Genomic DNA, 23,535 nt, shown 5'->3' on the forward strand with positions numbered 1-23,535 from the left:
AATCGGACTCCTGCGGAGCAGGGCAGGGATAGCTGGATCGCCGTCAGGGCGATCCGGCGTCCACCCCGCACGGCGGTGATGTGTCCACAATGATCAAGAACTCTCAACTGTCAGTCCTCTCAGGTAGGTTCGGATGCATGACGACAGAGGCAACCACGAAGGACACCGGGCATGCCCGGTACACCTTCCGTGTGCGCCTGTCGGCTACTGAACCTTCCCCTTGATCGTGGACACCTGGAGACTGGGACGTGGGTTCCAGAGGAAGTAGTGCCAGGCTGTCCAGATCAACGGGGGAACTTCAGGGCAACGTTCGCCCCGCCGACGCGGCATGGTCGCTGCCGGTCGGCAGACACTCGATGGGCTTGCGTCGGCTCGCGGTCACCGAAGCTGTCCGCGGTTCGTTCGACCAGGCCCACGACGCGGTCGAGCGCCGCTGCGGGAACGTGCTCGGCAGGCGCAGGCTGGAAGAACTCGTGGTCGCCGCCGCGGTCGACGTCGCCGACTTCTACCGCATGAGGATTCCGGTCCCGTGCAGCGGTGAGACGCCGCTGGTGGTTCAGGTGGACAGCAAGGGCGTGGTCATGTGGCCCGAGGCCCTGCGCGAGGCCACCCGCAAAGCCGCCGCGAAGGCCGCGACCGGTCATCGCGGCCGGCTCGCGCCGGGCGAGAAGCCGAAGCGCAAGCGGATGGCCACCGTGGGCCTGCGTCTTCGGCGACGGCCGCACTGGTCAGTGGCGGCCTTGGCGGAACGGGTTGTACGCCTCGAAGGGGTCCTCGTCGGTTTCCCCACGCCGTCGGCGCTCGGTTTGGTAGGCAGTCCACGCGAGGCACTGCGCGTCGTCATTGCAGGCCGGGGGTTGCCTGCAGCGCGGAACTTTCGCTGTGCCCGGGCGCGTTGACGGTGGTGTTGGCGGTGCAGGTTCAGCCGTCGAGGCCCGCCTCGAAACCGCCGTTCCGCGCGAGGTCCGCGTCGGCCGCGCGGGCGGCGGACGAGAGGGCGGTGAGCCCGGGTTCGGCCAGGAGGACGGCCGTACCCAGGGCGAGGAGCTGGTGACGGAGATTAGGTCTGGTGCGATCCGCAAGTGCCTCCGGGCATGGGGGGATTGTAGGGGTGGAGCGCGCTCGCTTGGTCTAGACCAATGTGGTTGTCAAGGCCTTCGATGCCGTCAGACCCCGGCGTTGAACACGTCGGTGCCGAAGCGGCCCAGGCCCTTCTGCCCGGCATAGCCCAGGTACGGCAGCGCGAACCGGTCCTCGATGCTCGCGAGCAGCGAGTAGTGGTTGTACGGCGTGGTGCTCCAGGTGCCGCCCTTGGTGAAGGGGGAGAGCACGAGCGCGCCTGTACGGCCGCCGCCGAGGCCGGTGATGCCGGGCAGCGGGGTGTTCGGGGCCGGGCCCTCGGCGCAGCAGGCACTCGCGTCCTGCTGCGGGCCGTCCGACTCGTCGAAGGTGATCACCAGCATGCCGTCCTTCTTGAAGGCCGGGGACGAGGTGATGACGGGGACCCATGTCCTCAGCCACGCGTCGGCGGAGACCAGCCCGCCAGGACGGCCGTCCACGCACGGGGAGTCGTGGCCGTCGTCGCACAGGTTCGGCGTGATGTAGCTCAGTTCGGGGGTCGTCGTGGTGCTCTTCAGGTCGGTGGTGAGCGCGGAGAGGTCGACGACGTGTCCGGTACAGCGGTCCTGCCGGTCGATGATCGAGTGGAAGTACATGAACGGGTTGTGCCGGGTGGCGTACTCATCGCCCGCCTTGGCCTTCTGGGTGTCGTCCACCGCGCCGACGGCGGGGTGGCGGCACGGGGTGCCCATGTCCTCCATGTAGCCCTTCCAGGTGTGCCCGGAGGCGTCCATCTGGTCCGCCAGCGTCTCGACGTCGGAGGGGTAGACGCAGCCCTGGCCGACGGCCTGGCCGGGGTCGACGGTGCCGGTCCGGACGAACGGGGCGAAGGTCTGGCAGTCGGACTGGGTGTCCGTGTTCGGGGCCTGGCCGGAAATCTGCGCGATGTAGTTGTCCAGGCTGTTGTGGCCGATGCCGTAGTACTGCGTGAGCAGCACGCCCTTGGCCCGCAGCGTCCGGCTGAGGTACGGCGCCGCGGAGTCGGGACCCCAGGTCTCGTCGTACCCCTTGTTCTCGAGATTGATCACGAACACGTGGCCCGGACCTGCGGCGGGCGCGGCCTCGGCCTGCAGCGCCAGCAGCGTGCCGCCCCCGCCCGCCACGAAGGCGGTGAACGCGGCGGCGAGGACCATCGGGCGGCGCCTGCCGCGCAGGAGACGGTGCTTCATGACGTCGGGAGCTTCCATCCGAGGGACAGGGCGAGGTCGCGCAGCGCGTGCCACTGCTCGTAGTCGGGCAGCACGGCCGGCGGACAGGGCAGTCCGACGACGTCGGGCACCGGCCACTGCGGGGCGTCGAGGTTCGGCGGGGCGGTGAAGTCGAGGACCTCGGCGATGTTGTTCGCCGCGGCGTCCCTCGGGGTGAGGGCGGGCAGGTTCCAGCGCCACTCGATGGCCTTGAGGACCGAGGTGTGGTCGTACACGCCGTGCGCGACATGGCCGCGCCGCGCGCGCGGGGATATCACCAGGCATGGCGTGCGGAAGCCGCGAAGGCCCCACTCGGGATGAGCGTCGGGGGCGATGCCGGGCGCCACGTGGTCGAAGAAGCCGCCCCATTCGTCGTAGTTGACGACCAGCAGCGTCCGCTCCCAGGCGGGTCCGGTGGTGACGGCGTGGTAGATCTCGTTGAGGAAGTGCTGCCCCGCGCGGATGTCACCGTGCGGGTGGTCGTCGGCGGAGGTGCCGCTGCCCTCGTCGAGGAACTTGGGGTCCACGAAGGAGACCTGGGGCAGGGTGCCGGCGGCGCAGTCGGCCAGGAAGCCCGCGTACGGCTGCGAGATCCCGAGGTGCTTGGTGCCCCACAGGGCGGTAAACGGCACGTCGTAGAAGTAGTACGCGCCGCGCAGCCCGGCGTCGGCGAGACGGTCCCAGATGGTGGGGAGCGTGGAAGTGTCCGTGGAGTTATGGATGCGGTCGGTCTGCGCGGCGTGCTGGTAGAAGCGGTTGGGATAGGTCTCGGCCATGATCGCCGAGAAGTAGCGGTCGCAGACCGTCCAGGCGGGGGCGGCCCGGCCGTAGAAGTCGAGGTCCTCGGGCAGGTAGTAGCCGATGGAGAACTCGTCGTTGGTACCGGCGCGCAGCCAGCCGTCGCAGCGGCCGTCGTTGTACTCGATCCGGCCGCCCTCGTAGCTGTGGTCCGGGTCGTTGTACTGGCACCCCTGCGCGGTGTCCAGGTGGTGGGTGGAGTGGGCGACGCCTTCGCGGTCGGTGTAGGTCAGCCCCGCCTGCTTGCCGTCGGCGCCCGGCAGCCAGCCCAGATAGTGATCGAAGGAACGGTTCTCCATCATCACGACCACGATGTGGTCGATACCGGAGTCCTCGGGCGCCGGCAGGGAGGGCGCCTTCTGCGCGGAGAGCGAGGTCTGGCCGGCGTCGGCCAGACCTTCCGTGACAAGGGGGGCGATGGCGGTCGCGGCCACCGCCCCGGCGATCAGCCTTCTGCGGGAGATGCTCACAGAGTCGTTATAGCAACCCCACAAACCGGAGAGTAATCATCCGGTTGATGGTTTCCACGGACGTTCATCAAGCGTTCCGCGCGCCACCACAAGGCCTCCGCCGGACTCACTGTCCGCGTCGCTCCGGGGCAGCTGCCGAAGCCCAGCCCCAGCCGGTCCATCGTCCTCAGCCACAGGTTGCGCCGCCCCTCGTGCGCGTCGGCCCGCGCCAGCGACCATCTCGTCAGCGCGATGCCCGTCCAGGCGAACGCTTCCGGCGGAAACGGCAGCGGCTTCCTGCGGACCATCTCCAGGCGCAAGCGGCGTGCGGCCGGGCAGAAACGCTGGCGCACCGAGACCGTCTACGCGATCACCGACCTGCCCGCCGAGCAGGCCACTGCGGCCGAGATGGCTTCCTGGGCCCGCGGCCACTGGACCGTGGAAAACACCGTGCACTGATGCCGAGATGTCACCTTCGGCGAGGACGCCAGCCAGGTCCGCCGCCGCCACACCCCCGCCGTCCTGGCTGTACTGCGCGACCTGATCCGTTCCGCCCTCAGGCTCGCTGGCTGGGCCAACATCGCCGCCGCCCGACGCGCCTGTAGCTTCGCATTTGGAATGTCCCGTTCCGCCGAGGCGGACCTGGGCTTTCCCCGTCGTCTCATTTAGGGACACGGCACTTCTGTCTCGCGATCTTGTCCCTTGAGGTCCGCTACCGCCGCGTATGCCATGTCGCTGGGCTGGCGCTCATCCGTCAGCAAGCGGGATTGCGGCGAGGTGGTCCCAAGTGATGGATTAGCCCAGCTGGCCACGGTGACGTCGACGAGGCGCACGTGTTGACGTACAGGGTGACCGCAGCCATGGCCTACGACTCAGGCAGGTGCAGACTGCGGGGAATTGCGTTGGATGCGTGATCCGGAGTTGGTTGAGCTGGTGTTCTGCGGCTTCATGCCGAGCGCCTCTCTTCGAAATTGAGGCCAGTGACCTGGGGTATTGCGCGAGTGAGTGCATTTGATGCATGATTCACGCGGCTAATGGAGGGGGTGGATGGATGCCCGGAGCGGAACTGCAGGAGGCTTCAGCGCAGCTCGTGCTGCTCCAGGGCGTGTCTTTGCTGCATCCCGAGGACGCGGTCTTCGAGGCGATGCTTGAAGGCTGGGGACGGCAGCAGCGCGGCGGGCGCCGGCTGCAGCCGGACACAATCAGCGATCGGCAGAGGGCGGTGCGGCGCTTCACCAAGTCCACCAATGCCTATCCGTGGCAGTGGTCGGCATCCGATCTCGATGAGTGGATGACGTACCTGATCGCCGAGTTGAAGCGTGCGGAATCGACGATCCGCAGCTATCAAGGTGCGATCCGGATGTTCTGCGACTACGTCACCTCGCCGCACTACCAGTGGCCGGCTGAGTGCGAGACCCGCTTCGGGGCCCACCCGGTGCAGATCTGCCACGAGTGGAACACCGTCGCGCACCTGGCCGACTACGAGGGCGGCGCCGAGCGGCGGCCGATGACGCGGGAGGAGATCCAGATTTTCCTCGACCACGCGGACGCTCAGGTCGACCGGGCGATCTGGCTGGGGCGCAAGGGAGCGCTCGCGGCCTACCGGGACGCCACGGTGTTCAAGGTGATGTACGGCTGGGGCACGCGCTGCACCGAGATTTCCCGGCTGGACGTCACCGACTTCTACCGGAACCCGAAGGCTCCGGAGCTGGGCAACTTCGGGTCGCTGCACGTGCGTTACGGCAAGCGGACGAAGGGGTCGCCGCCGCGTCGGCGCACGACGCTCAGCGTGATGCCCTGGGCGGTGGAAGCGGTTGAGGACTACGTGATCAATGCCCGGCCCCGTTACGCGGCGGCCCCTGGGCAGTCGGCGCTGTGGCTGACGGAACGAGGCGGGCGCCTTCAAGCCCGCGAGATCGAGGACCGGTTCGCGGCCTACCGCGATGCGCTGGGCCTGGACAAGTCCTTGGTCCCGCACTGCCTTCGGCACAGCCACGTGACCCACCAGATTGAGGACGGCGCGGACCCGGTGTTCGTCCAGCGGCAGGTCGGTCACCGCTACGCCTCCACGACCGCCTTGTATACGGGAGTGAGCGGGGACTTCATGAACACGATGATGCGCAAGGTCTTGGACCGCGCCCTCCAGGGCGGACAGTAGGGAGGCGATGTGACGCCGAAGCTGGACTACCGCTGGCATCTGCGAGAGGTGATGGCCACCCGGGGCATGTTCTCCACCACCGACCTGCGCCCCCTACTGGCCGAGCGCGGTATCGATCTGTCGCCAAGCCAGACCTACCGCCTGGTGGTGGAACGGCCCGAGCGGCTGAGCCTGAAGACCCTGATGGCCCTGCTCGACATCCTGGGCTGCAGCATGGACGAGCTCATCGAGCCCGTCGCGGCGGCCGGTTCGCGGCGCCGTCACAGCGCCGGGGCCGACGGCGGACCGGCGCCCGGGAAGGATGCTGGCGTCGGCGACTTGCGGCCCAAGCGGGCCCGGATCGTGTCCGAGTAGGCGCCGGTCGTGCCCGGCGGTGAGCTGCCGCGCTCCGCTAGGGAGCCCGAGGCTGTGATCAGCGAGATCGTGCGGTTGGCCGACCCCGCGTGCGAGCGGATCGACGTCGCCGCCGTGCTCAGGGCGGTCTTTCGCCAGCGGCCCCAGCTGCGGACGCTCGCCGAGGTCCTCCAGACAAGGCCGGACCTGCTGACGTCCGGTCGTCCAGAGGGGCCACGCGCGATCGAACGGCTCGTCCGTGCGCTGCGCGAGGCTGGTGCTGAACAGCTGGCATTGCCCCGCTGTGGCGACTGCGGGCGCGAGCGTCCGCTGACCGGCCTGGGCGACGGTGCACGGATCTGCAGCGCCTGCAGCAACCGCCGCCTCGTGCGCGCTAACCCCTGCGTGATCTGCGGAAGTACTACCTTTGTCGGACGTGACCGCTTTGGGCGGCCCCGCTGCCGGGCTCATCCGCCCTGGGGTGCCACAGATCCGGCCCAGGAACTGGCCAAGCTGATCGCCGCCGGCCCTTTCGGTGTCTCGCCCGCTACCGCGCAGCAGGCCATCCGCTCGGTTGAACCCACCCGTCCCGGCCAGCTCCGGTTGCTGTGGGCGCTGGAAGACGTCCCCGGCCTGCTCACCGGACGCGGCGCGGAGGGGCCGCCCAAGATCTCTGCCCTGGCCCAGACGCTGATCGATCGTGGCGCCCGCGGCGTGGTCGTTCCCTTGTGTCCGTTTTGTCAGCGCTCCACCGACCTCAAACAGCGTCGTGACGGGCTGCGCTGCTGCGAGCCGTGCCGATGCGACTCCAAGATTGCGACCTGCGTGGCCTGCGGACGCGTGCGGCCGATCGGCGGCCGCAGGTTCGACGGCCAGCCCGTGTGCGGCACCTGCCGCCAGCACGACCCCTTCAACCATAGGCCGTGCAGTGTCTGCGGCGAGATGCGGCTGCGGAATTCGCGCACCGACGACGGCGGAGTCTGCGCCGCCTGCCGGGAGATTCCCACCGCCCTCTGCGGGAGCTGCGGTGCCCGCAGGCCCTGCTACTTTGCTGCCACCGACGCCCCCAAGTGTCTGCCCTGCAGCCAAGGAGCGCAAGGAAGCCGTGTGCGCCAGCTGTGGCAAGCACCGGCGTGTCAACAATCGCACCGCGGCCGGCGAGCCGCTGTGCGGAAACTGCGGCAACAGGCCCAGGCCGTGCGCCGGTTGCGGCGGGATCTTCCGCACCAGCGGCCGGACCCCCGAGGGCGAGCCCTTGTGCCAGACCTGCTGGGCCAAGCATCCTGCCGCCCGTCGTCCCTGCACCCGGTGCGGGTCCGTCGAACGGCTCTACCGGCACGGACGGTGCGCCGCCTGCGCACGTGCTGCTGATCTGCGCGACGTGCTCAGCCCGCTTGGCGGTCTCGTGCGTCCGGAACTGGAACCGGTCTTCCAGGCGTTGCTGAAGCCGCCGCCCCGCACTGTGTTGCGCTGGATCCACAAGGTTCCCGCTCGGCGTGCCGTCCTTGAGGCCCTGGCAACCGAGCGTGGGCCGGTCACCCACGAGATCCTGGACCGCTTCGCCGCCGCGCCGACCGTGGAGTATCTGCGGGCCGCGCTGGTCGCCGGGGGAGCTCTGCCTGTCCGGGATGAGCAACTGGCCCGATTGGAACGCTGGTTGGCCAAGACCATCGCCCGCGTCTCGTCCGCCGAGGAGCGCAGGATCCTGCGCAACTACACGAACTGGCAGCCGTTGCGAAGACTCCGCAGCCTGCCCGCCGGACAACTGGTCACCCATGGCCGGGCCGAGACCGTCCGGATCGAGATCCGTAACGTGGCCCGCCTGCTGGAATGGCTCCACGACGGCGGCGCGACCCTGGCCACCTGCACCCAGGACCAGGTGGACGCCTGGCTCAGCGACGGCCCCACCACCCGCGCCACAGTCCGCGCATTCCTGCTCTGGACCAGCAGACGCGGCCACAGCCGACCACTGTCCGCGCCGGTCATCAGCAACTACTTCACCGCGCGCATCATCGGCAGGGACCAACGCTGGGCCCTGGTCCGCCGCCTCGTCCGCGACGAGCAGCTCCAGGTCGGCGACCGGGCCGCCGGCCTACTCCTGCTGCTGTTCGCCCAGCCCGTGGGCCGCATCAGCCGCCTCACCACCGAGAACATCGTCGACCGTGGCGACACGCTCGCTCTGAAGCTCGGGCGAGTGCCCGTCGAGATCCCCGCGCCCCTGGACGACCTGATCCGCCAGCTCGTCGCGCGGCGGGGCGGTCGCGCGGCCACCGTCCCGCTCGAGGAACCGAAGTGGCTGTTCCACAGCCTCTACCCTGGACAGCCGATCGACCCGCACACCCTGGGCCGGCGCCTGAAGACGATCGGCGTCCCGCCGCAGCTCGCGCGCCACGCGTCGCTGATGGACATCGCCTCGGAGCTGCCCGCCTTCGTCATCAGCCGACTGCTCGGATTCCACCAGTCCACCGGAGACAACTGGACGCGCGAAAGCCAGGGTTTTGGAGCCGACTACGCTGCCGACCTCACTCGAAGATGAGTGCCCAAGTACCCTTCCGCACCCGACGCCCAGATCCGGGCTTCTTGGCTTTGTTCACCGCAACTCCTGAACAAAGCCGGGCTGCTTGAAGTTCGATTGCGGTGAGGTGTCCAACAGCGAACAGCCACCACATGCATGACGTGAAGCTGTCGGACGGCGTTGCCACCCTCTGCCCTTCTGCCCTCAGCTCTCTGCGCCCGAGGCAGCGTCAGCGCGATGCCGTTTGGCAGTTGGCGCGCCCGTAGGAGCCGTAGGCGGTGGCGTGCTGGACCACTTTGCCGTGCAGGCTGACCGAGCAGGTGGCGTTGCCGCCCTCCTTTCCCAGGACGATGGAGATGACTGCCGGGGTGCCGGTGGTCAGGTCGGCGTTGCCGTGCCAGGGCAGGTGGGCGTTGACGGTGTGCAGTTTTCCGTCGGGCCCGGCGTAGCTGATCTGGGCGGTGCCGTGGCCGGTGATCTGGTAGGCCGCGGGGACGGTGGGTCCGTGGTGCCTGGCGTCCGCGCCGTTGTCGCCGTTTCCGCTGTGGCTGGCGAACAGGACGCCGGCTGTGGCGAGGGCGGCACACAGGAGGGCGGCGCCGAATACGAGAGGGCGGGCGCGGCGCCGGGTGGCGGGAGCCGCTGCGGTGTCATCGTTTTCGGGGGTTTCGGGGCCTGCTGCTGTCTGGGTTTCCATCGCCGACTTCCATTGCACGGGTGGGCGCGAACGCCTGGCGTCGAGTTCTTGAGTGTGCTCGTCGATTAGAGCCAAGGCGGCGGAAAGGCGCAAGTGCCGGACCGAAAGGCCCCTTTCGCGCCTGCGGCACACCATGCCCGCGCCGACTTATCCCGGAAGCGCAGTTAATTAGCTGTCACGACTCAGTAAAGCGCCGACCGTGAAGGTAAAGCAGATCCCAAAGTTGTGTGCAGCCTGTGGCTGATTCTGTGCCCATGAATCGGATGAACCAGGTGATTCGGCCGACTGGATGGGTGGTTCGTCCTGGTTTTGCTCGAACACTACTCCCGCTAGACCCGCCGCGATCTTCGTGTCACAGTCCCGCCGTTGATTCGGTGTCCCCCAGCACTGGTCGCATCAACGGCTATGGATCCGCCATGGCTGTTTTTGTGCGGGCGCGTCTATGTACGTGCTTTACGGTGCTGCGGTTCATTCTGTCCTGCTCGCCGGCAACAGCCCCGAGAAATGGGGTGGCATGCCGGAATGGCCATTTCGGCCTGCCTCGGGATGTTCGCGCTCCGAAAGTCACGTGCAGACGCGGTCGCTTGTGCTGCGTTTGTCAAGCATGCGTGACAAGGAGTTGTGGGTGGCGAAACGAAGTCGGATTGCCGCATCCCTGGCGGTCGGAGCGTTGCTGGGTTCTGTCCTGCAGACCCCGGCATTCGCGTCCGCGCCGTCATCGGGCCATGGCGGCGGTTCCGGAATCATCGATGCGGTCAAGGGCTGGTTCGGTGGCGGGCATTCGGCGCCGAAGCCGCCCATCGGCCCCGAGGATGCGATTGCCGACCGGCAGAAGCTGCCGCCGGGCAAGAAGGCGCCGGCGGCGCATCGGGTCCGGGAACTGACGGCGAAGCGGACTGCGTCGGCGCGGTACTGGAAGCTGTCGGACGGGACCACGCTGGCGGAGGTCTCCGCGGTGCCGTTGTCGTACCACTCGGCACACGGCTGGAAGGCGATCGACACGAAGGTCGCCGCGAGCGGCCGCGCTGGCTACCGGTACGCCAACACCACCAACCTGGCCCGTTCCTACTTCGGCTCCCGTGCCGGGAGTCTGCTGCGTTTCGAGGCCGACGGACAGCACACTGTCACCCTGGGCCTGGCCGGTGCGGACAAGGCCGTCTCCCCGGTGGCCAAGGCCGACACCGTCGCGTATCGGGGTCTGGCCGGCGGCGCCGATGTCGACTACCGGGTCGGGCGCGGTGAGGTGAAGGAGAACATCGTCCTGAACCGGGCCCCGAGCGGCCCGGTCTCGTTCACCTTCTCCCTCAGGACCGGCGGGCTGACTCCCAGGCAGCTGAAGGATGGCTCGATCGGGCTCTACGGCGGCAGTGAGTCGGGCCGGCCGTTGCTGGTGATCCCGGCGGCGGTGATGTTCCAGGCGCCGGCCAACAGCGATGCTCCGGTGGTGGACCTGACGCACGGCCGGGTCGTGCAGAAGCTCACCCGCCACGGGTCGTCCTGGCGGATCACGCTGACGCCGGACGCGAAGTGGCTGGCCGCGAAGGACCGCCGTTTCCCGGTGACCGTGGACCCGACGGTGATGATCGCGCCTACCCCGTCCACCTCGCAGGACGTGATGGTGGACTCCACGCAGCCGACGACGAACCTGAACGGTACGTGGCAGCTGGGGGTGGGCACGACGGCGGCCGGCAAGCTGCGGTCGCTGCTGAAGTTCCCGCTGACGGGCATCCCGGCGAACACGAAGATCACGTCGGCGCAGCTGGGCGTGTATTACAACCAGGTTCACACCGCCAACACCCATGATGTGGTGATCGAGGCGCATCGGGCGACGGGTGCGTGGGACGCTGCGACGGCGACGTGGAACAGCACCAGCGGCCTGTCGGGTGAACTGTCGGGTACCACGGTGCAGTTGGACGACGGTGATGCGGGGACGGCGGCGCATGGCTCGTGGCCGTACTCGACCAACTCCACGTACACGCAGTACGCGGTCAATGGCGACTACGCCTACAACAAGGATGCGGTGGCCGGGGACACCTACACCTGGCAGCCGACTGTTGCGCAGGCGGGTTCGTACCGGGTGGACGTGCACTCGATTCCGGCGAGCGACCGGGCGACGAACGCGCCGTACACGGTGACCTACAACGGCGGCACCTACAACGGCACGATCGACCAGTCCGTGGGGACCGGCGGGGTGTGGCGGTCGCTGAACAACGGCACCGCGCTGCCGTTCTCGGCGGGCACGGCGGGCAAGATCGTGCTGGGTGACGGGCCGGCGTCCACGACGACCTCGGTGATCGCGGACGCCGTGCGGCTGGTCGAGCCGGGCACGACGCTGACGAAGCCGGCCGGCTCGTATGACCAGTGGCACAACTTCGCGGCGACCGACACCGTGCAGAAGTGGGTCAACGGGCAGGCGAACAACGGGTTCGTGCTGCAGGCGGCCGACGAGGCGACCCTGAACCAGGGTGGGCCGCTGTATGAGGCGTCGGAGTTCGGGTACGGCGGCGAGACCGCCACCTACCCGAAGCTGACCATCGTCTACGGCGCCCCCGGCGTGGCACTCAACCCGCCCACCGTGATCCACGCTACGGGTGCGGAGCTGTCCTGGCCGGCGTACACGAACACCACCGGCGACCCGTCGAACGACCTGGTCGAATACCAGGTCCACCGCAGCGTCTTCCAGGGCTTCACCCCCACCTCGGCAACCCTGGTGGCGCCGGTCGCGGCCGGGACCACCTCCTTCACCGACACCACCGCCGTGCCCACGGCCGCGGATGCCACGGACCCCTTCCACGCGGTCTACTACGAGGTCGCGGTCAAGACCAAGGGCGGCCAGATCATCGGCGGTCCGGTGCAGCTGGCGGAGTTGCCCAAGGCCGGGCAGACCACGCAGATCATCCAGGCCGGGACGGGCTACGCCGACACCACGCTGTCCTCCGCCCAGCCGACCACCGCGCACGACACGATTTCCTCGGACGCGGTGAACCAGAAGTGGCTGGAGGTGGGCAACAACTCGGCCACCTACGGCACGACCCGGGCGGTGCTGAAGTTCCCGACGTCGTCGCTGCCGTCGACGGCGCGGGTGATCAGCGCGCAGATGCAGGCGTGGTCGACGATCAGCACCAACACGGGCGGCGGCTCGGCGACGTACGAACTGCATGGCCTGAACCGGGACTTCGACGAGGCGACCGCTACCTGGAACAACGCCACCTCGAGCACCGCGTGGACCACGGCGGGCGGTGACTACTCCGGCACGGTTTCCGACACGGTGGCCGGCGTCACCAACGACCCGGTGCGGCACTGGTGGGACGCCACCTCGCTGACCCAGGGCTGGATCACCACACCCACGTCGAACCATGGCGTGCTGCTGAAGGTCGCCAACGAGTCGACCACCTCCGGCCCACAGGAACGCAGCGTCTTCGTGTCCTCCGAGACGTCCGAGCCGCAACTGCGCCCGCAGCTGGATGTCACCTATGTGGACGCGACGACGGATTCGACGTACTACGCGCCCACAACACCCGCCCGGATGACGCCGGGCACCACGTACAACGTCGACGTCTCGCTGACGAACACGACCAACGCGACCTGGACGGCGGCCGGTGAGGCGCTGTCGTACCGGTGGACGCTGGCCGACGGCACGGACGTCACCAACGGCGGCAACCAGATCCAGACCGCGCTGCCGCAGGACATCTCACCCGGCGAGACCGTCCTGGTCCACGCCCAGGTCAAGGCACCCACCAACGCGGATTCCGGGAACCCGACGAACAAGCGGACCGCGTACACGCTGACCTGGGACGCCTACAACAAGACCAATTCCACCTGGAATTCGGCGACCGGCGGCGTCGCCGGTCTGGCGCAGGCCGAGACCGTCGAGGACCCGACCTCCGACACGATCGGCTTGGAGAAGTTCTACTCCTACGCGGGCAAGAACACCGGCGCCGGCTCCACGGTCATGAACAATCTCGCCTCGGGCAATGCGGTGTGGTCGTACAACGCGTTCACGAATCCGGGCCGGGGTCTGGGGACGTTCGGCCGGTTTGCGTACAACTCGCTGGACACCTCGGACACGGTGATGGGTCCGGGCTGGTCGGCGCAGGCGTCGACTCCGGTGCGGCTGGGTGCGGCGCTGGACTTCCACCCCAACCCGAACCCGACCGAGGTCACCCTGACCGACGGTGACGGTACCGCGTCGGTGTTCACCAAGCAGGCCGACGGCACCTTCAAGGCCCCGGCGGGGGTGCACTACCTGCTGGCGATGAAGGGCGGGGTGTCCTGCACGCCCGACAAGGACGACACCCCGGACGCGTGGTCGATGACCAAGCCGGACGGGACGCGGTTCTTCTACGACTGCGAGGGCTACCCGTCCTCGATCGTGGACAAGAACGGCAACACCGAGACGTTCACCTACGCGGTCCGCAAGTCCAACAACGCGCCGCGCAAGTTCCTGCAGTACATCACCGACCCGACCGGCCGGCAGACCCTCACCGTCACCTACTACAACAAGGGCGACAACTACAGTTACGTCGACGACACGGGCGCGGTCCAGTCGGGTACGAACCTGACCAACCCGAAGATCATCGATCATGTCGCGTCGATGACGGCGCTGGGTGATGGCACCAACCCGGCGCGGAAGATCACGTTCCTGTACACCACGCAGGGGCTGATGGCGCAGCTCACGGACGGTGCCGGCTCGTCGCAGCCGAAGGTGTTCGGTTTCACCTACGACGCCACGCAGGGTACGAAGAACGTCAAGCTCGTCAAGATCACCGACCCGCGCGGGCACGCAACGCAGCTGGCGTACTACGCGCCGCAGACCGGAGATGACCCGAAGTACCACTGGTGGGCCAAGACCATCACCGACCGGTTGACGAACACGACCGGTTTCGCGTATGCGGCCGACACGGGCACGCCGGCGTTCACCGACACCACGGTCACCGACGCCGAGACTCACGCCACCACGTATGTGACGGACGACTTCGCGCGGCCGGTGCAGACCACCAACGCCAAGAACCAGGTCACCAAACTGTCCTGGGACGCGGACAACAACGTCACGCAGCTGATCGAGGACAACGGCGCCACCACCAAGTGGACCTACGATGCGAAGACCGGCTATCCGCTGACGATGCAGGACGCGGAGGCGGTCAAGAACGGCTGGCCGGCCACGGTCTACACGTATCAGACCCGCGTGAACGGCTACAGCGCGGACCTGTACACCAAGACCTCGCCCGAGGGCCGGCAGTGGCTGTTCGGCTACGACACCTTCGGCAACCTCACCTCCGTCACCGACCCCAAGGGCGTCTCCACCTCCACCGCCGGGGACTACACCACCACCTACGCCTACGACTCCTACGGCGAGTTGACCTCGGTCACCGACGCCAACCAGCACACCAGCACCTACAGCGGCTTCGACCCGAACGGCTACCCGCAGACCGCGAACGGCCCGGCCCCGTACAACAAGGCGGTCACGACCGCGTACGACCCGCTCGGGCAGGTGCTGTCGGTGACCGACCAGCTCGGCCACACCACGACGCAGACCTATGACGTGTACGGCCGGCCGCTGGTGAAGAAGGTGCCCAAGGATCAGGCGGGCGGGGTGTACATCACCACGCCGGCGCCGGTGTACGACGCCAACGACAACGTCACCCAGGCCACCGCCCCCAACGGCGCCGTGTCCACGGCCGTGTACGACAACGCCGACGAGGTCACCTCGGCAACCGCGCCGAAGGACCACACCACCGATCCCGACCGCACCACCAGCTACACCTACGACAAGATCGGCGAGCTGAAGACCACCACCGGGGCCAAGGGCACCCTGACCACGTCCGATCCGACGGACTACCTCACCACCAACACCTACGACTCCATCGGTGAGCTCACCGACGTCACCAACGCCAAGGGCGACAAGGTCTCGTACCAGTACGACGACGTCGGCAACGCCACCACGGTCATCGACCCGGTCAAGAACGCCACCACCGACACCACCGACTACACCAGCAAGACCGACTTCGACTTCGACCACCGCCCGTACCAGGTCACCGACGCGGCCGGGAAGGTCACCAAGACCGGCTACGACAAGGACGGCCTGAAGACGACGTCCACGGACGCCGACAACAACACCACCACGACCTCGTACGACGAGCGGGGCAAGGTCTCCCAGGTCCAGGCCCCGTACCAGGGCAGCGCCGGCGCGCCGACGTACCGGACGACGAAGTACGAGTACGACCAGGTCGGCAACACCACCAAGGTCTACTCACCGCGCGCCACCGCCGCGGGCAGCACCACCGCGTTCATCTCCCAGACCGTCTACGACGAGCTGAACCGCCCCAAGGAGACGATCCAGCCCTACGACCCGAACGACGCCAAGTACAACCACCCGGTCTCCACTTACACCTACTACGACGACGCCGGGCGGGTCACCAAGACCTCCGCGCCGCCGTCCAACGGACAGAGTGTCCGCAACGACACCACCTACAGCTACTACGACGACGGCCAGGTCCACACCTCGACCGACCCGTGGGACATCACCACCTCCTACGACTACAACGACCTGGGCCAGCAGACCAGCCGCACCCTGACCTCGGCCGGCGGCTCCTCGTCGCGGACGATGGGCTGGTCGTACTACCCGGACGGTTCCCTGGCCTCGCGCAGTGACGACGGTGTGCCGGTCGGATTGCAGGTGGTGCTGGTCGACAACTCCGACACCCAGAACACCACCACGACCGGTACCTGGGCCACCGCGTCCACGGGCACGGACCATCAGGGCTACGACTACCGCACCCACGCCGCCGGCAGCGGTACGGATGCCTTCACCTGGCAGCTCGACATCCCCCAGGACGGCACCTACACCGTCTACGCCAAATACCCGCAAGTCACCGGTGCGGCAACGGCGGCTGCGTACACCGTCACCCATGACGGCACCAACACCGCCAAGACCGTCAACCAGACCACCGGCGCGGGCACATGGGTGTCCCTGGGCGCCTACAGCTTCACCCAGGGCGGCACCTCATCGGTCTCCCTCGCCCAGAACACCGGCGGCACCGTGTCCGCGGACGCCATCAAGCTGGTCCGCGACAACAGCGCGGACACCGACAACGAGAAGCACACCTTCACCTACTCCTACGACCCCAACGGCAACCTCACCACCATCGGCGACACCTCGCCGGGCACGGCCATCGACACCTACACCATCGACTACACCGGCCTGAACCAGGTCGCCAAGGTCACCGAGTCGGCGTCGGGCACGGAGAAGACCCACACCTCCTACACCTACGACCCCGACGGGCAGATAGCCACCGTCGACCACCCCGGCCAGTACTCCGCCTACACCTACGACCTGCGCGAACTCGTCCAGACCGTCAAGGTCGGCGACTCCGCCACCGACCCCACCCCCAAGACCACCAGCTACACGTACACTCCCCGCGGCCAGCAGCTGCGGCAGACCAAGGGCAACGGCAACACCGTCGACTTCACCTACTGGCCCTCCGGCGAGGTCCACACCCAGACGGAGAAGACCGCCGGCGGCACCCTGGTCGACGACCACACCCTGACCTGGGACCCCAACGGCAGCAAAGCCGAAGACGTCGCCAGCAAGCAGAACGCCGACAACCACAGCGCATACCTGAACTCCACCACCGACTACACCTACGACCCCGTCGACCGCCTCGCCCAGGCCGTCAAGACGGGCAACGGCGCGGACACCGAAACCTATGTCCATGACGACAACGCCAACGTCACCTCCCAAACCGTCGGCGGAACCGCCACCACCTACACCTACGACCGCAACCGCCTGCTGTCCTCCACATCCGGCGGGCAGAGCGCGGCCTACAACTACGACCCCTACGGCCGACTCGACACCATCACCAGCGCCGGAACCGTCATCGAACGCAACACCTACGACGGCTTCGACCACGTCACCAAGAACACCAAACTCGGCACCGGCGGCGTGTCCACCACCACGACCTACACCTTCGACCCGCTGGACCGCACCGCCTCCAAGACCGTCGGCGGCAAGACCACCGACTTCTCCTACCTCGGCCTGACGAGCCAGATCCTCGACGAGAGCGTCGCAGGCCAGCTCACCAAGTCCTACCAGTACTCGCCCTGGGGTGAGCGGCTGTCCCAGGTCACCCACAACACCGACGGCACCACCACCGACTCCTACTACGGCTACAACAGCCACACCGACGTCGAAACCCTCACCGACTCCACCGGCCAGACCAAGGCCACCTACGGCTACACCGCCTACGGCAACAACGACACCACCGAGTTCACCGGCATCGACAAACCCGACGCCCAGGACCCGACCAAGGAGCCGTACAACGCCTACCGGTTCAACGCCAAACGCTGGGACCAGACCTCCGGCACCTACGACATGGGCTTCCGGAACTACGACCCCGGCCTGAACCGCTTCACCAGCAGGGACATGTACAACGGCGCCCTCGCCGACATGAACCTGTCCACCGACCCCCTCACCGGCAACCGCTACGCCTTCGGTGGCGGCAACCCCACCACCAACGTCGAACTCGACGGCCACATGGTCGATGGGCCAGGCGGAGTCATGATGGGGGCCAGTGCATACGGCCCCGCGTACGCCCGACAGGAAGCCGCAGAGGCCGCATCCAACGCGGCGCGGGGTGCCGTCGCGAAGGTCAACGACCCGACCATCAACGAAGCTCCGGCGTCGCTTGAGAACCTTCAGGCAGAAGGCGCAGACTACGTGTATGGAAAGGCGCTGGAAGTCATAAGCGACCACTACGGCAGTTGGTGGAAGTTCCGAAAATTCTCGACCACCATCGTGTCGAAAGTCCAGGTCCGCCTTCCGGACGGCAGCGTCCAACCACGCGTCATTGCCTTCACGAGCGCCAGCGGGCTCCCGAAACAGGTGACCAACAAACTCACCGACCTCGGAGTAATGGTCTTCAAAACGACCAAGCCCGGTTCGGGAAGCGCGACGGAAGACACGCATGCCGAACGATCGGCCAACGCCATGCGTGAACTCGACGCAGAAGCCCAGACGGAAATGATCGGCGGCGAACTCGAAAGCGTCGACAGTGCCTTCGTTTCAAACCAGATCTGTTCGTCCAAGTGCGCCGGCTGGCTCAACAACTTCATCAGTGACCCGGAAAAGACTGTGAAGGCCGGGGACAACGGAGTGATCAATGATGTCGTGATCAACAGCGAGGTCAACTCCGAGATGAAGGAGAGCTGGGGCGGAAGGTACTCCAGCGACAACATCTACAAGGCCTACGAATGGGGACGATTCGGGTCCTCCTTCGGTGGCGGAGCGGCTGGCGCTGGAGGAGGCATGGGTGAAGGCGAGATGGACGAGTGATCCCGGGGATGTTCGATACTAGGGGTTGACGTATAATTCCCCTGATCATACGTGGGGGTGGCTGACGACTTGAACCGTCAGCCACCCCCACCGTTAGTCGCACTGGAGAGGCAATGACGCAGGTTACACGCAATAATGGCGAGCTTCGTATCATTTCAGCACACCACGGAATTGTGTGGCCACTACTATTCGGGCGACTATCGTCGGAGCGAATCGTCCTGATCTCTGGGGCGGCCAACCCTGATAACCGACTGTGCTGCTGGGACGCGACGTCGGGGGATCTCTTGTGGGCCACTCAAGAGGGGGAACTCAGGCACGGCTGCTTTGACTTGTCTGCTGTCAAGTGCGATGGAAAGGATGTCTTGGCAGCCGCGACAGAGGTCGGCGTGCAGCGATGGGATTCGTCTTCCGGAACCCTGCTGCAAGACACCGAGGAGCTCAGCCCGGGGACGATCTGGGGGCTCGACGCCTACACGGCGGGTGACGGTAGGACCCTGCTCGTAGGCGCGGGTAACGATCATCTGGTGTATCGCTGGGACGCTGTGACCGGCGCAAGGGCAGGAGTCCCGCTCGCCGGACACCGAAGCAGCGTCAAATGTGTGGCTTCCGGATCTGTTCCCGGACGCGGCGCTCTGATCGCATCGGGGAGCGACGACGGGACCATTCGTAGGTGGGACGCGGCTACCGGGGAGCTCATCGGTGTCAGTGACATGGTGAACGCCGACATCCTCGACATCGACCTCCTGGCATCCCAGGCAGGCATTTCCATCCTCACCGGCGGGGACAGCGACGGTGTACTCCACAGGTGGGACGCAGCCACCGGACAGCCTCTCGGAACGCCCATCGAGACCGGGGAAATGGTGGGCTCCCTAGTCTCCGTCGACATCGCAGGCGAACCCAGGATCATCGCCTCGTCCGAAAGCGGGCTCGTTCGCCAATGGCACGCCGTGACCGGCCTTCTCGTTGACGAATCTCCTGTCGGAATGTCCGTCGCAGTCATGGCTGGCGCTGACGGCCGTGTGCTGCTTGCAACGGGCACTGACGACGGGGACATCAGCCTGCGCGCGGTATGACGACTGCTGTTCGCCTTCAGAACCCTTCACGAATCCGTGGAGCGAAGGTGTGAACTGGACTGTTGTGCGAGGTGGTCCGGGCTGCGAGAGGCCGCGGCATGGCAACGGGACCTGGTTCTAGCGTGAGGGCTCTCTACTTCCTCAACACGCCGAAACCGAGGTCCCGTTGGTGCATATCAGTACATCCGAGTCTGTAGAGTCGGGCAAGCCGACTGGTCACGGCTGTCACTGCATGGCGCATCGAGCGGGTAACGCGGCCGATGGCACATGGCGGGAGCGCGCGTATTGCTCGGACCTGAACCGACGTCAGTGGCGTGTGGGGCGGAAGCTGATTCCGGTGCTGGATCCTCCACCTGTCAGCGGGCTCCGGCAATCCGGCCCGGCGCTGCCCATCCCCGTCATGGAACAGATGTTCCAGGGGATCCAGCCTCCGGCCAGCGCCACACCGGGGCCAAGAGCCGGTAGGCCGATGCCTATTCCGCAGCTTTTGATTGCCCGGGTTACCAATAATACGCCGGTGTCGGGGACGTGGCGTCGGATACGGACATCGACGTGCGCGTTCATGGCCGACAGGTCGGCGTCGCTGCTCATTGGCGGTGCTCGTCTTGAGTGCGCGTTCGGTCCTGCGCGACTGGGTGGAGACGGGTGAGCAGGTCGCGTCGGCCGCGGACGGACAAGCCGAGTCGGTTGGCGAGTTCGAGATTGATCACGCCGGTGAGTAGCCCGAGGACGGCACGGGGTGGTCCGTCCAGGACGAGGTCCGGGTCGGCGGCACGGCCGAGCCGCGTGTGAATCTCGCCGCCCCGTAGCTCGACAACAGCCGACTCACCGGACGCGACGACCTGAATGATCGCAGGTGGACCGTCAGGATCCGCATCGGTGGTGAACCACGTCGGGGCGTAGGCCAGCCACTGCGCCTGGAACGCGTCGTCCGGCCGCTCGGCGGTCATGAACCGCAGCCCCCAGAGCCCGAGTGACTTCAACACCGGCTCCAGCGCCAGCCCGTCCTCGCTCAGGGCGTAGAGGACCGTGGCGACCGGCGGCGGCGCGTCCTCGCGAGTGATCAGTCCGGCTTCCTCAAGCTCCTTGAGGCGGGTCGACAGCAGGTTCGTCGCAACACCCGGCAGCCCCTTCTTCAGATCCGTGAACCGACACGGGCCTTGCAACAGCAGCTCCCGGACGATCAGCAGCGTCCAGCGGTCCCCCACGACATCGAGGGCCCGGGCGATCGAACAGTACTGGCCATAGCTCCGCATGCACCCAGCGTAACCCGTGTTGGTTTAGTTTCCAAACCTAGTGGTTGAAAAAATCTACCAACCGCGCCTAATCTTCAACCATGACTCGTACACCGTCGAAACCGCTCGTGCTCGTCGCACTGCTGACGGCCTCGTTCGTGATCAACCTGGACACCACTCTGGTAAACGTGGCGCTACCGACGCTGACGCGTGAACTGGGCGCCTCCACCGCGCAGTTGCAGTGGGTCGTGGACGCCTACAACCTCGTATTCGCCGCCCTGCTGCTGACCTCGGGAAGCCTGTCCGACCGCTTCGGCCGCAAGGGCATGCTCATGGCCGGTCTGGTGTTGTTCGGCGTGGCCAGTTTCGTCGGCGGGTACGCCACCTCCCCGGCGGAGCTGATCGCGGCCCGGGCCGTGATGGGTCTGGGGGCTGCGATGACGTTCCCGGCCACGCTCTCCCTGCTCACTGGCGTCTTCACCAGCCGCAAAGAGCGGGCGTTGTCCATCGGTCTGTGGGGCGCGACGGGCGGTATGGCCATCGCGCTGGGGCCGATCGTTGGCGGCTTCCTGCTGGAGCACTACAGCTGGTCGAGCATCTTCTACACCCTCGGCCCGGTGTCACTGGCCGTCATCGCCCTGGTCGCGCTGTTCGTCCCACTGGCTCGGAATCCCGTCCCGCACCGCCTGGACTTCCTGGGCCTCGTCCTGTCCGGCGGATTCATGGGGCTCCTCGTCTACACCATCATCGAGGCCCCGAACCGTGGCTGGGCATCGGCGGCGTCGCTCGCCGGGTTCGCCGGCGCCGCGCTCCTGCTGGTCGGCTTCATCGCCGGCGAGCGCCGCACCGACCAACCGATGCTCGACGTACGGCTGTTCAAGGACATGCGCTTCAGTGCCGCCAGCGCCGCGGTCACGATCGCGTTCTTCACTCTCTTCGGGTTCATCTTCCTGATGACGCAGTTCTTCCAGTTCGTCCGGGCGTACAGCCCCCTGTCCACCGGCGTCCATCTGCTGCCGGTCGCGGTCTCCGTCGCCGTCGGATCGACCCTCGGGACGCGGCTGGCGGTCCGTGTCGGCACCAAGGCGATCGTCACGGCCGGGCTGGCCCTGCAGGCGATCTTCTACTTCTGGGTCGCCGGCGACATATCCCCGACCCTCAGCTACGGGATCATCGCCGTCCAGATGGTCGTCTACGGCCTGGGCATGGGCCTGACCTCCGCGCCCGCGACCGAGTCCATCATGGGAGCAGTCGCAGCCGACCAGGCCGGCGTGGGGTCCGCCATCAATGACTCGACCCGTCTTCTCGGCGGAACCCTCGGCGTCGCGGTCATCGGCAGCGTGTACGCCTCGCTCTACGGCACTCGACTCGACGCCACCCTTCCCGCGGCACTGCCCCACGCGCTGACGGACCTCGCCCATCAGTCCGTCGGGGCGGCGTTCGGCGTCGCCGGCCAACTCGCCGCCCAGGGCCGGCCCGCCCTGGCCGAGGTCGTACGTCAGGCCGCGACCGGCGCCTTCGACCACGGTCTCAGTGTCGGATGCGTCGTGGCCGGAGTCGTCGCGGTCGCCGGTGCGCTGCTCGCCGCCGTCTTCCTGCCCGCTCACCCTTCGCAACAACCCGAACCGGCGCACCAGCCAGCCCAGTTGGCCGACATCACCAGCGACTGAAAGGACCCGGTGCCATGACCTACGGAGAAACCGCCGTCAGCCAGACCATCGACCGACTCCTGAGCGACCAGCGCGATCTCGACGCCTCGGCCGACGGAGCCTTGGACAACCTCGACCAGTTCCACATCGGTGGCGCCGACGCAGTCGAACGGCTCATCCCCACCCTCACCCTTGCACACGGTGATGTCGTCCTGGATGTCGGCTCCGGATTCGGCGGACCCGCCCGCCAGATCGCCCGCCGCACTGGCAACCACGTCGTCGGCATCGACATCACCCCGGCCTACGTCGACGCCGCACGCGACCTCACCGCCAGGGCCGGACTGAGCGACATCGTCCAGTTCCACGCGGGGGACATCACCAGCCTCCAGCCCGATCCGACCTTCGATGCCGTGCTCACCATGCACGTCCAGATGAACGTGCGGGACAAGACCACCTGGTTCCGTCACATCGCCGAACGCCTCGCCTCCGGCGCGCGACTGGCCGTCTGGGAGGTCTGCCAACCACACCACGCCGACCTGCCCTGGCCCATGCCCTGGTCACTCGACGGAACCGACAGCTTCGTCGTGGCCGCCGAAACACTGCTCGCCTGCGTCGAGGGCGCGGGCTTCGCCACCACCGAATGGACGAACGAGTCGACATGGGTCCAGGAATGGATCGCCAGGACCTTCGCGAACGGCCTGCCCGCAGGACCCGCACTACCGATGCTCCTCGACGACGGCTACACCCGCGTCATCAACTACACCACCGCGCTCGCCAACGGCTCCCTTGAAGTCTGGCGCGGCTGTTTCACCAAGGACGCCGGCTAAAGCGTCGCTGATCAGCTAAGCGAACCTATGCGAACCGTGGGGCTCGGTGTGGGTTCTGCCCATCTTGGTGGGGCTGCGTGAGCGTGGAGGTGGAATCCGGCGCCCAGGGCTGCTCCGCGTGGCCGGTGTCGGCGGTTGGTGGGTGTGCTGATCGTGGTCACGTC

The 23,535-nt window shown here is 67.2% G+C and carries 13 protein-coding genes and 4 pseudogenes; 10 read left to right on the forward strand and 7 right to left on the reverse strand.

All coding sequences use genetic code 11. The features are described 5' to 3' along the window. Positions 1 to 305: 305 nt before the first annotated feature. Positions 306 to 711, forward strand: a pseudogene (locus AB0M27_RS39210) (ISKra4 family transposase); the annotation flags it as partial. A 141-nt stretch (positions 712 to 852) separates the two neighbouring features. Here AB0M27_RS39210 and AB0M27_RS39215 read toward each other — a convergent pair. The 4 genes and pseudogenes from AB0M27_RS39215 to AB0M27_RS39230 all read right to left on the reverse strand — a co-directional run. Beyond that, a pseudogene (locus AB0M27_RS39215) lies at positions 853 to 1,038 on the reverse strand (chitinase); the annotation flags it as partial. Positions 1,039 to 1,166: 128 nt separating this feature from the next. After that, the gene (locus AB0M27_RS39220; protein WP_365729493.1) at positions 1,167 to 2,288 is read right to left on the reverse strand and encodes an alkaline phosphatase family protein; all 1,122 of its coding nucleotides are present in this window, start codon (positions 2,286 to 2,288) and stop codon (positions 1,167 to 1,169) included. Beyond that, positions 2,285 to 3,574: an alkaline phosphatase family protein gene (locus AB0M27_RS39225; RefSeq protein WP_365729495.1), complete on the reverse strand. Its 1,290-nt coding sequence runs from the start codon at positions 3,572 to 3,574 to the stop codon at positions 2,285 to 2,287. The genes AB0M27_RS39220 and AB0M27_RS39225 overlap by 4 nt, the downstream gene beginning before the upstream one ends. 131 nt (positions 3,575 to 3,705) lie before the next feature. Continuing rightward, positions 3,706 to 3,867 (reverse strand): annotated as a pseudogene (locus AB0M27_RS39230) (FAD-dependent oxidoreductase); the annotation flags it as partial. Between AB0M27_RS39230 and AB0M27_RS39235 the strand changes: the two are divergent. From AB0M27_RS39235 to AB0M27_RS39255, 5 genes and pseudogenes are all read left to right on the forward strand, one after another. Then, positions 3,866 to 4,222, forward strand: a pseudogene (locus AB0M27_RS39235) (transposase); the annotation flags it as partial. The pseudogenes AB0M27_RS39230 and AB0M27_RS39235 sit on opposite strands and share 2 nt — an antisense overlap. 382 nt (positions 4,223 to 4,604) lie before the next feature. Next, a complete protein-coding gene (locus AB0M27_RS39240; RefSeq protein ID WP_365729497.1) occupies positions 4,605 to 5,711 on the forward strand; it encodes a tyrosine-type recombinase/integrase in 1,107 nt (368 codons plus the stop codon). A 9-nt stretch (positions 5,712 to 5,720) separates the two neighbouring features. Continuing rightward, positions 5,721 to 6,065: a helix-turn-helix transcriptional regulator gene (locus tag AB0M27_RS39245; protein WP_365729499.1), complete on the forward strand. Its 345-nt coding sequence runs from the start codon at positions 5,721 to 5,723 to the stop codon at positions 6,063 to 6,065. Positions 6,066 to 6,119: 54 nt separating this feature from the next. Beyond that, positions 6,120 to 7,415 (forward strand): hypothetical protein, encoded by a 1,296-nt coding sequence (locus tag AB0M27_RS39250; protein WP_365729501.1) that lies wholly within the window; start codon positions 6,120 to 6,122, stop codon positions 7,413 to 7,415. Between the two features lie 10 nt (positions 7,416 to 7,425). Beyond that, positions 7,426 to 8,580 (forward strand): hypothetical protein, encoded by a 1,155-nt coding sequence (locus AB0M27_RS39255; protein WP_365729505.1) that lies wholly within the window; start codon positions 7,426 to 7,428, stop codon positions 8,578 to 8,580. A gap of 208 nt (positions 8,581 to 8,788) precedes the next feature. Here the strand turns inward: AB0M27_RS39255 and AB0M27_RS39260 are convergent, their stop codons facing one another. Next, on the reverse strand, positions 8,789 to 9,256 hold the full coding sequence (locus AB0M27_RS39260) for an MmpS family transport accessory protein (RefSeq protein WP_365729507.1): 468 nt from the start codon (positions 9,254 to 9,256) through the stop codon (positions 8,789 to 8,791). Positions 9,257 to 9,881: 625 nt separating this feature from the next. Here AB0M27_RS39260 and AB0M27_RS39265 point away from each other — a divergent pair. Together AB0M27_RS39265 and AB0M27_RS39270 are read left to right on the forward strand one after the other, a co-directional pair. Next, positions 9,882 to 18,587, forward strand: coding sequence for a DNRLRE domain-containing protein (locus AB0M27_RS39265; RefSeq protein WP_365729509.1), 8,706 nt, complete (start codon positions 9,882 to 9,884; stop codon positions 18,585 to 18,587). A 329-nt stretch (positions 18,588 to 18,916) separates the two neighbouring features. Continuing rightward, entirely contained in the window at positions 18,917 to 19,660 is a 744-nt protein-coding gene (locus AB0M27_RS39270; protein WP_365729511.1) for a WD40 repeat domain-containing protein, read from the forward strand. A 306-nt stretch (positions 19,661 to 19,966) separates the two neighbouring features. Here the strand turns inward: AB0M27_RS39270 and AB0M27_RS39275 are convergent, their stop codons facing one another. Both AB0M27_RS39275 and AB0M27_RS39280 read right to left on the reverse strand, forming a co-directional pair. Beyond that, positions 19,967 to 20,251 (reverse strand): hypothetical protein, encoded by a 285-nt coding sequence (locus AB0M27_RS39275; RefSeq protein WP_365729513.1) that lies wholly within the window; start codon positions 20,249 to 20,251, stop codon positions 19,967 to 19,969. Next, complete coding sequence (locus tag AB0M27_RS39280) at positions 20,248 to 20,916, reverse strand: helix-turn-helix domain-containing protein (RefSeq protein ID WP_365729514.1); 669 nt, start codon at positions 20,914 to 20,916, stop codon at positions 20,248 to 20,250. Before AB0M27_RS39280 ends, AB0M27_RS39275 begins: the two co-directional genes overlap by 4 nt. 80 nt (positions 20,917 to 20,996) lie before the next feature. Here AB0M27_RS39280 and AB0M27_RS39285 point away from each other — a divergent pair, with 80 nt between their 5' ends. Then, complete coding sequence (locus tag AB0M27_RS39285; RefSeq protein WP_365729516.1) at positions 20,997 to 22,565, forward strand: DHA2 family efflux MFS transporter permease subunit; 1,569 nt, start codon at positions 20,997 to 20,999, stop codon at positions 22,563 to 22,565. A gap of 14 nt (positions 22,566 to 22,579) precedes the next feature. Beyond that, positions 22,580 to 23,371: a class I SAM-dependent methyltransferase gene (locus AB0M27_RS39290; protein WP_365729519.1), complete on the forward strand. Its 792-nt coding sequence runs from the start codon at positions 22,580 to 22,582 to the stop codon at positions 23,369 to 23,371. The last annotated feature ends 164 nt before the right edge of the window (positions 23,372 to 23,535 follow it).

Origin of the sequence: Streptomyces sp. NPDC052107, assembly GCF_040680215.1 — a bacterium.
Taxonomy (GTDB): Bacteria; Actinomycetota; Actinomycetes; order Streptomycetales; family Streptomycetaceae; genus Streptomyces.

Bases quoted from the DNA above. Each gene is read 5' to 3' on its own strand.
- AB0M27_RS39220 (WP_365729493.1), bottom strand. From the start codon at position 2,288: ATGAAGCACCGTCTCCTGCGCGGCAGGCGCCGCCCGATGGTCCTCGCC.
- AB0M27_RS39240 (WP_365729497.1), top strand. From the start codon at position 4,605: ATGCCCGGAGCGGAACTGCAGGAGGCTTCAGCGCAGCTCGTGCTGCTC.
- AB0M27_RS39260 (WP_365729507.1), bottom strand. From the start codon at position 9,256: ATGGAAACCCAGACAGCAGCAGGCCCCGAAACCCCCGAAAACGATGAC.
- AB0M27_RS39275 (WP_365729513.1), bottom strand. From the start codon at position 20,251: ATGAGCAGCGACGCCGACCTGTCGGCCATGAACGCGCACGTCGATGTC.
- AB0M27_RS39280 (WP_365729514.1), bottom strand. From the start codon at position 20,916: ATGCGGAGCTATGGCCAGTACTGTTCGATCGCCCGGGCCCTCGATGTC.
- AB0M27_RS39285 (WP_365729516.1), top strand. From the start codon at position 20,997: ATGACTCGTACACCGTCGAAACCGCTCGTGCTCGTCGCACTGCTGACG.
- AB0M27_RS39290 (WP_365729519.1), top strand. From the start codon at position 22,580: ATGACCTACGGAGAAACCGCCGTCAGCCAGACCATCGACCGACTCCTG.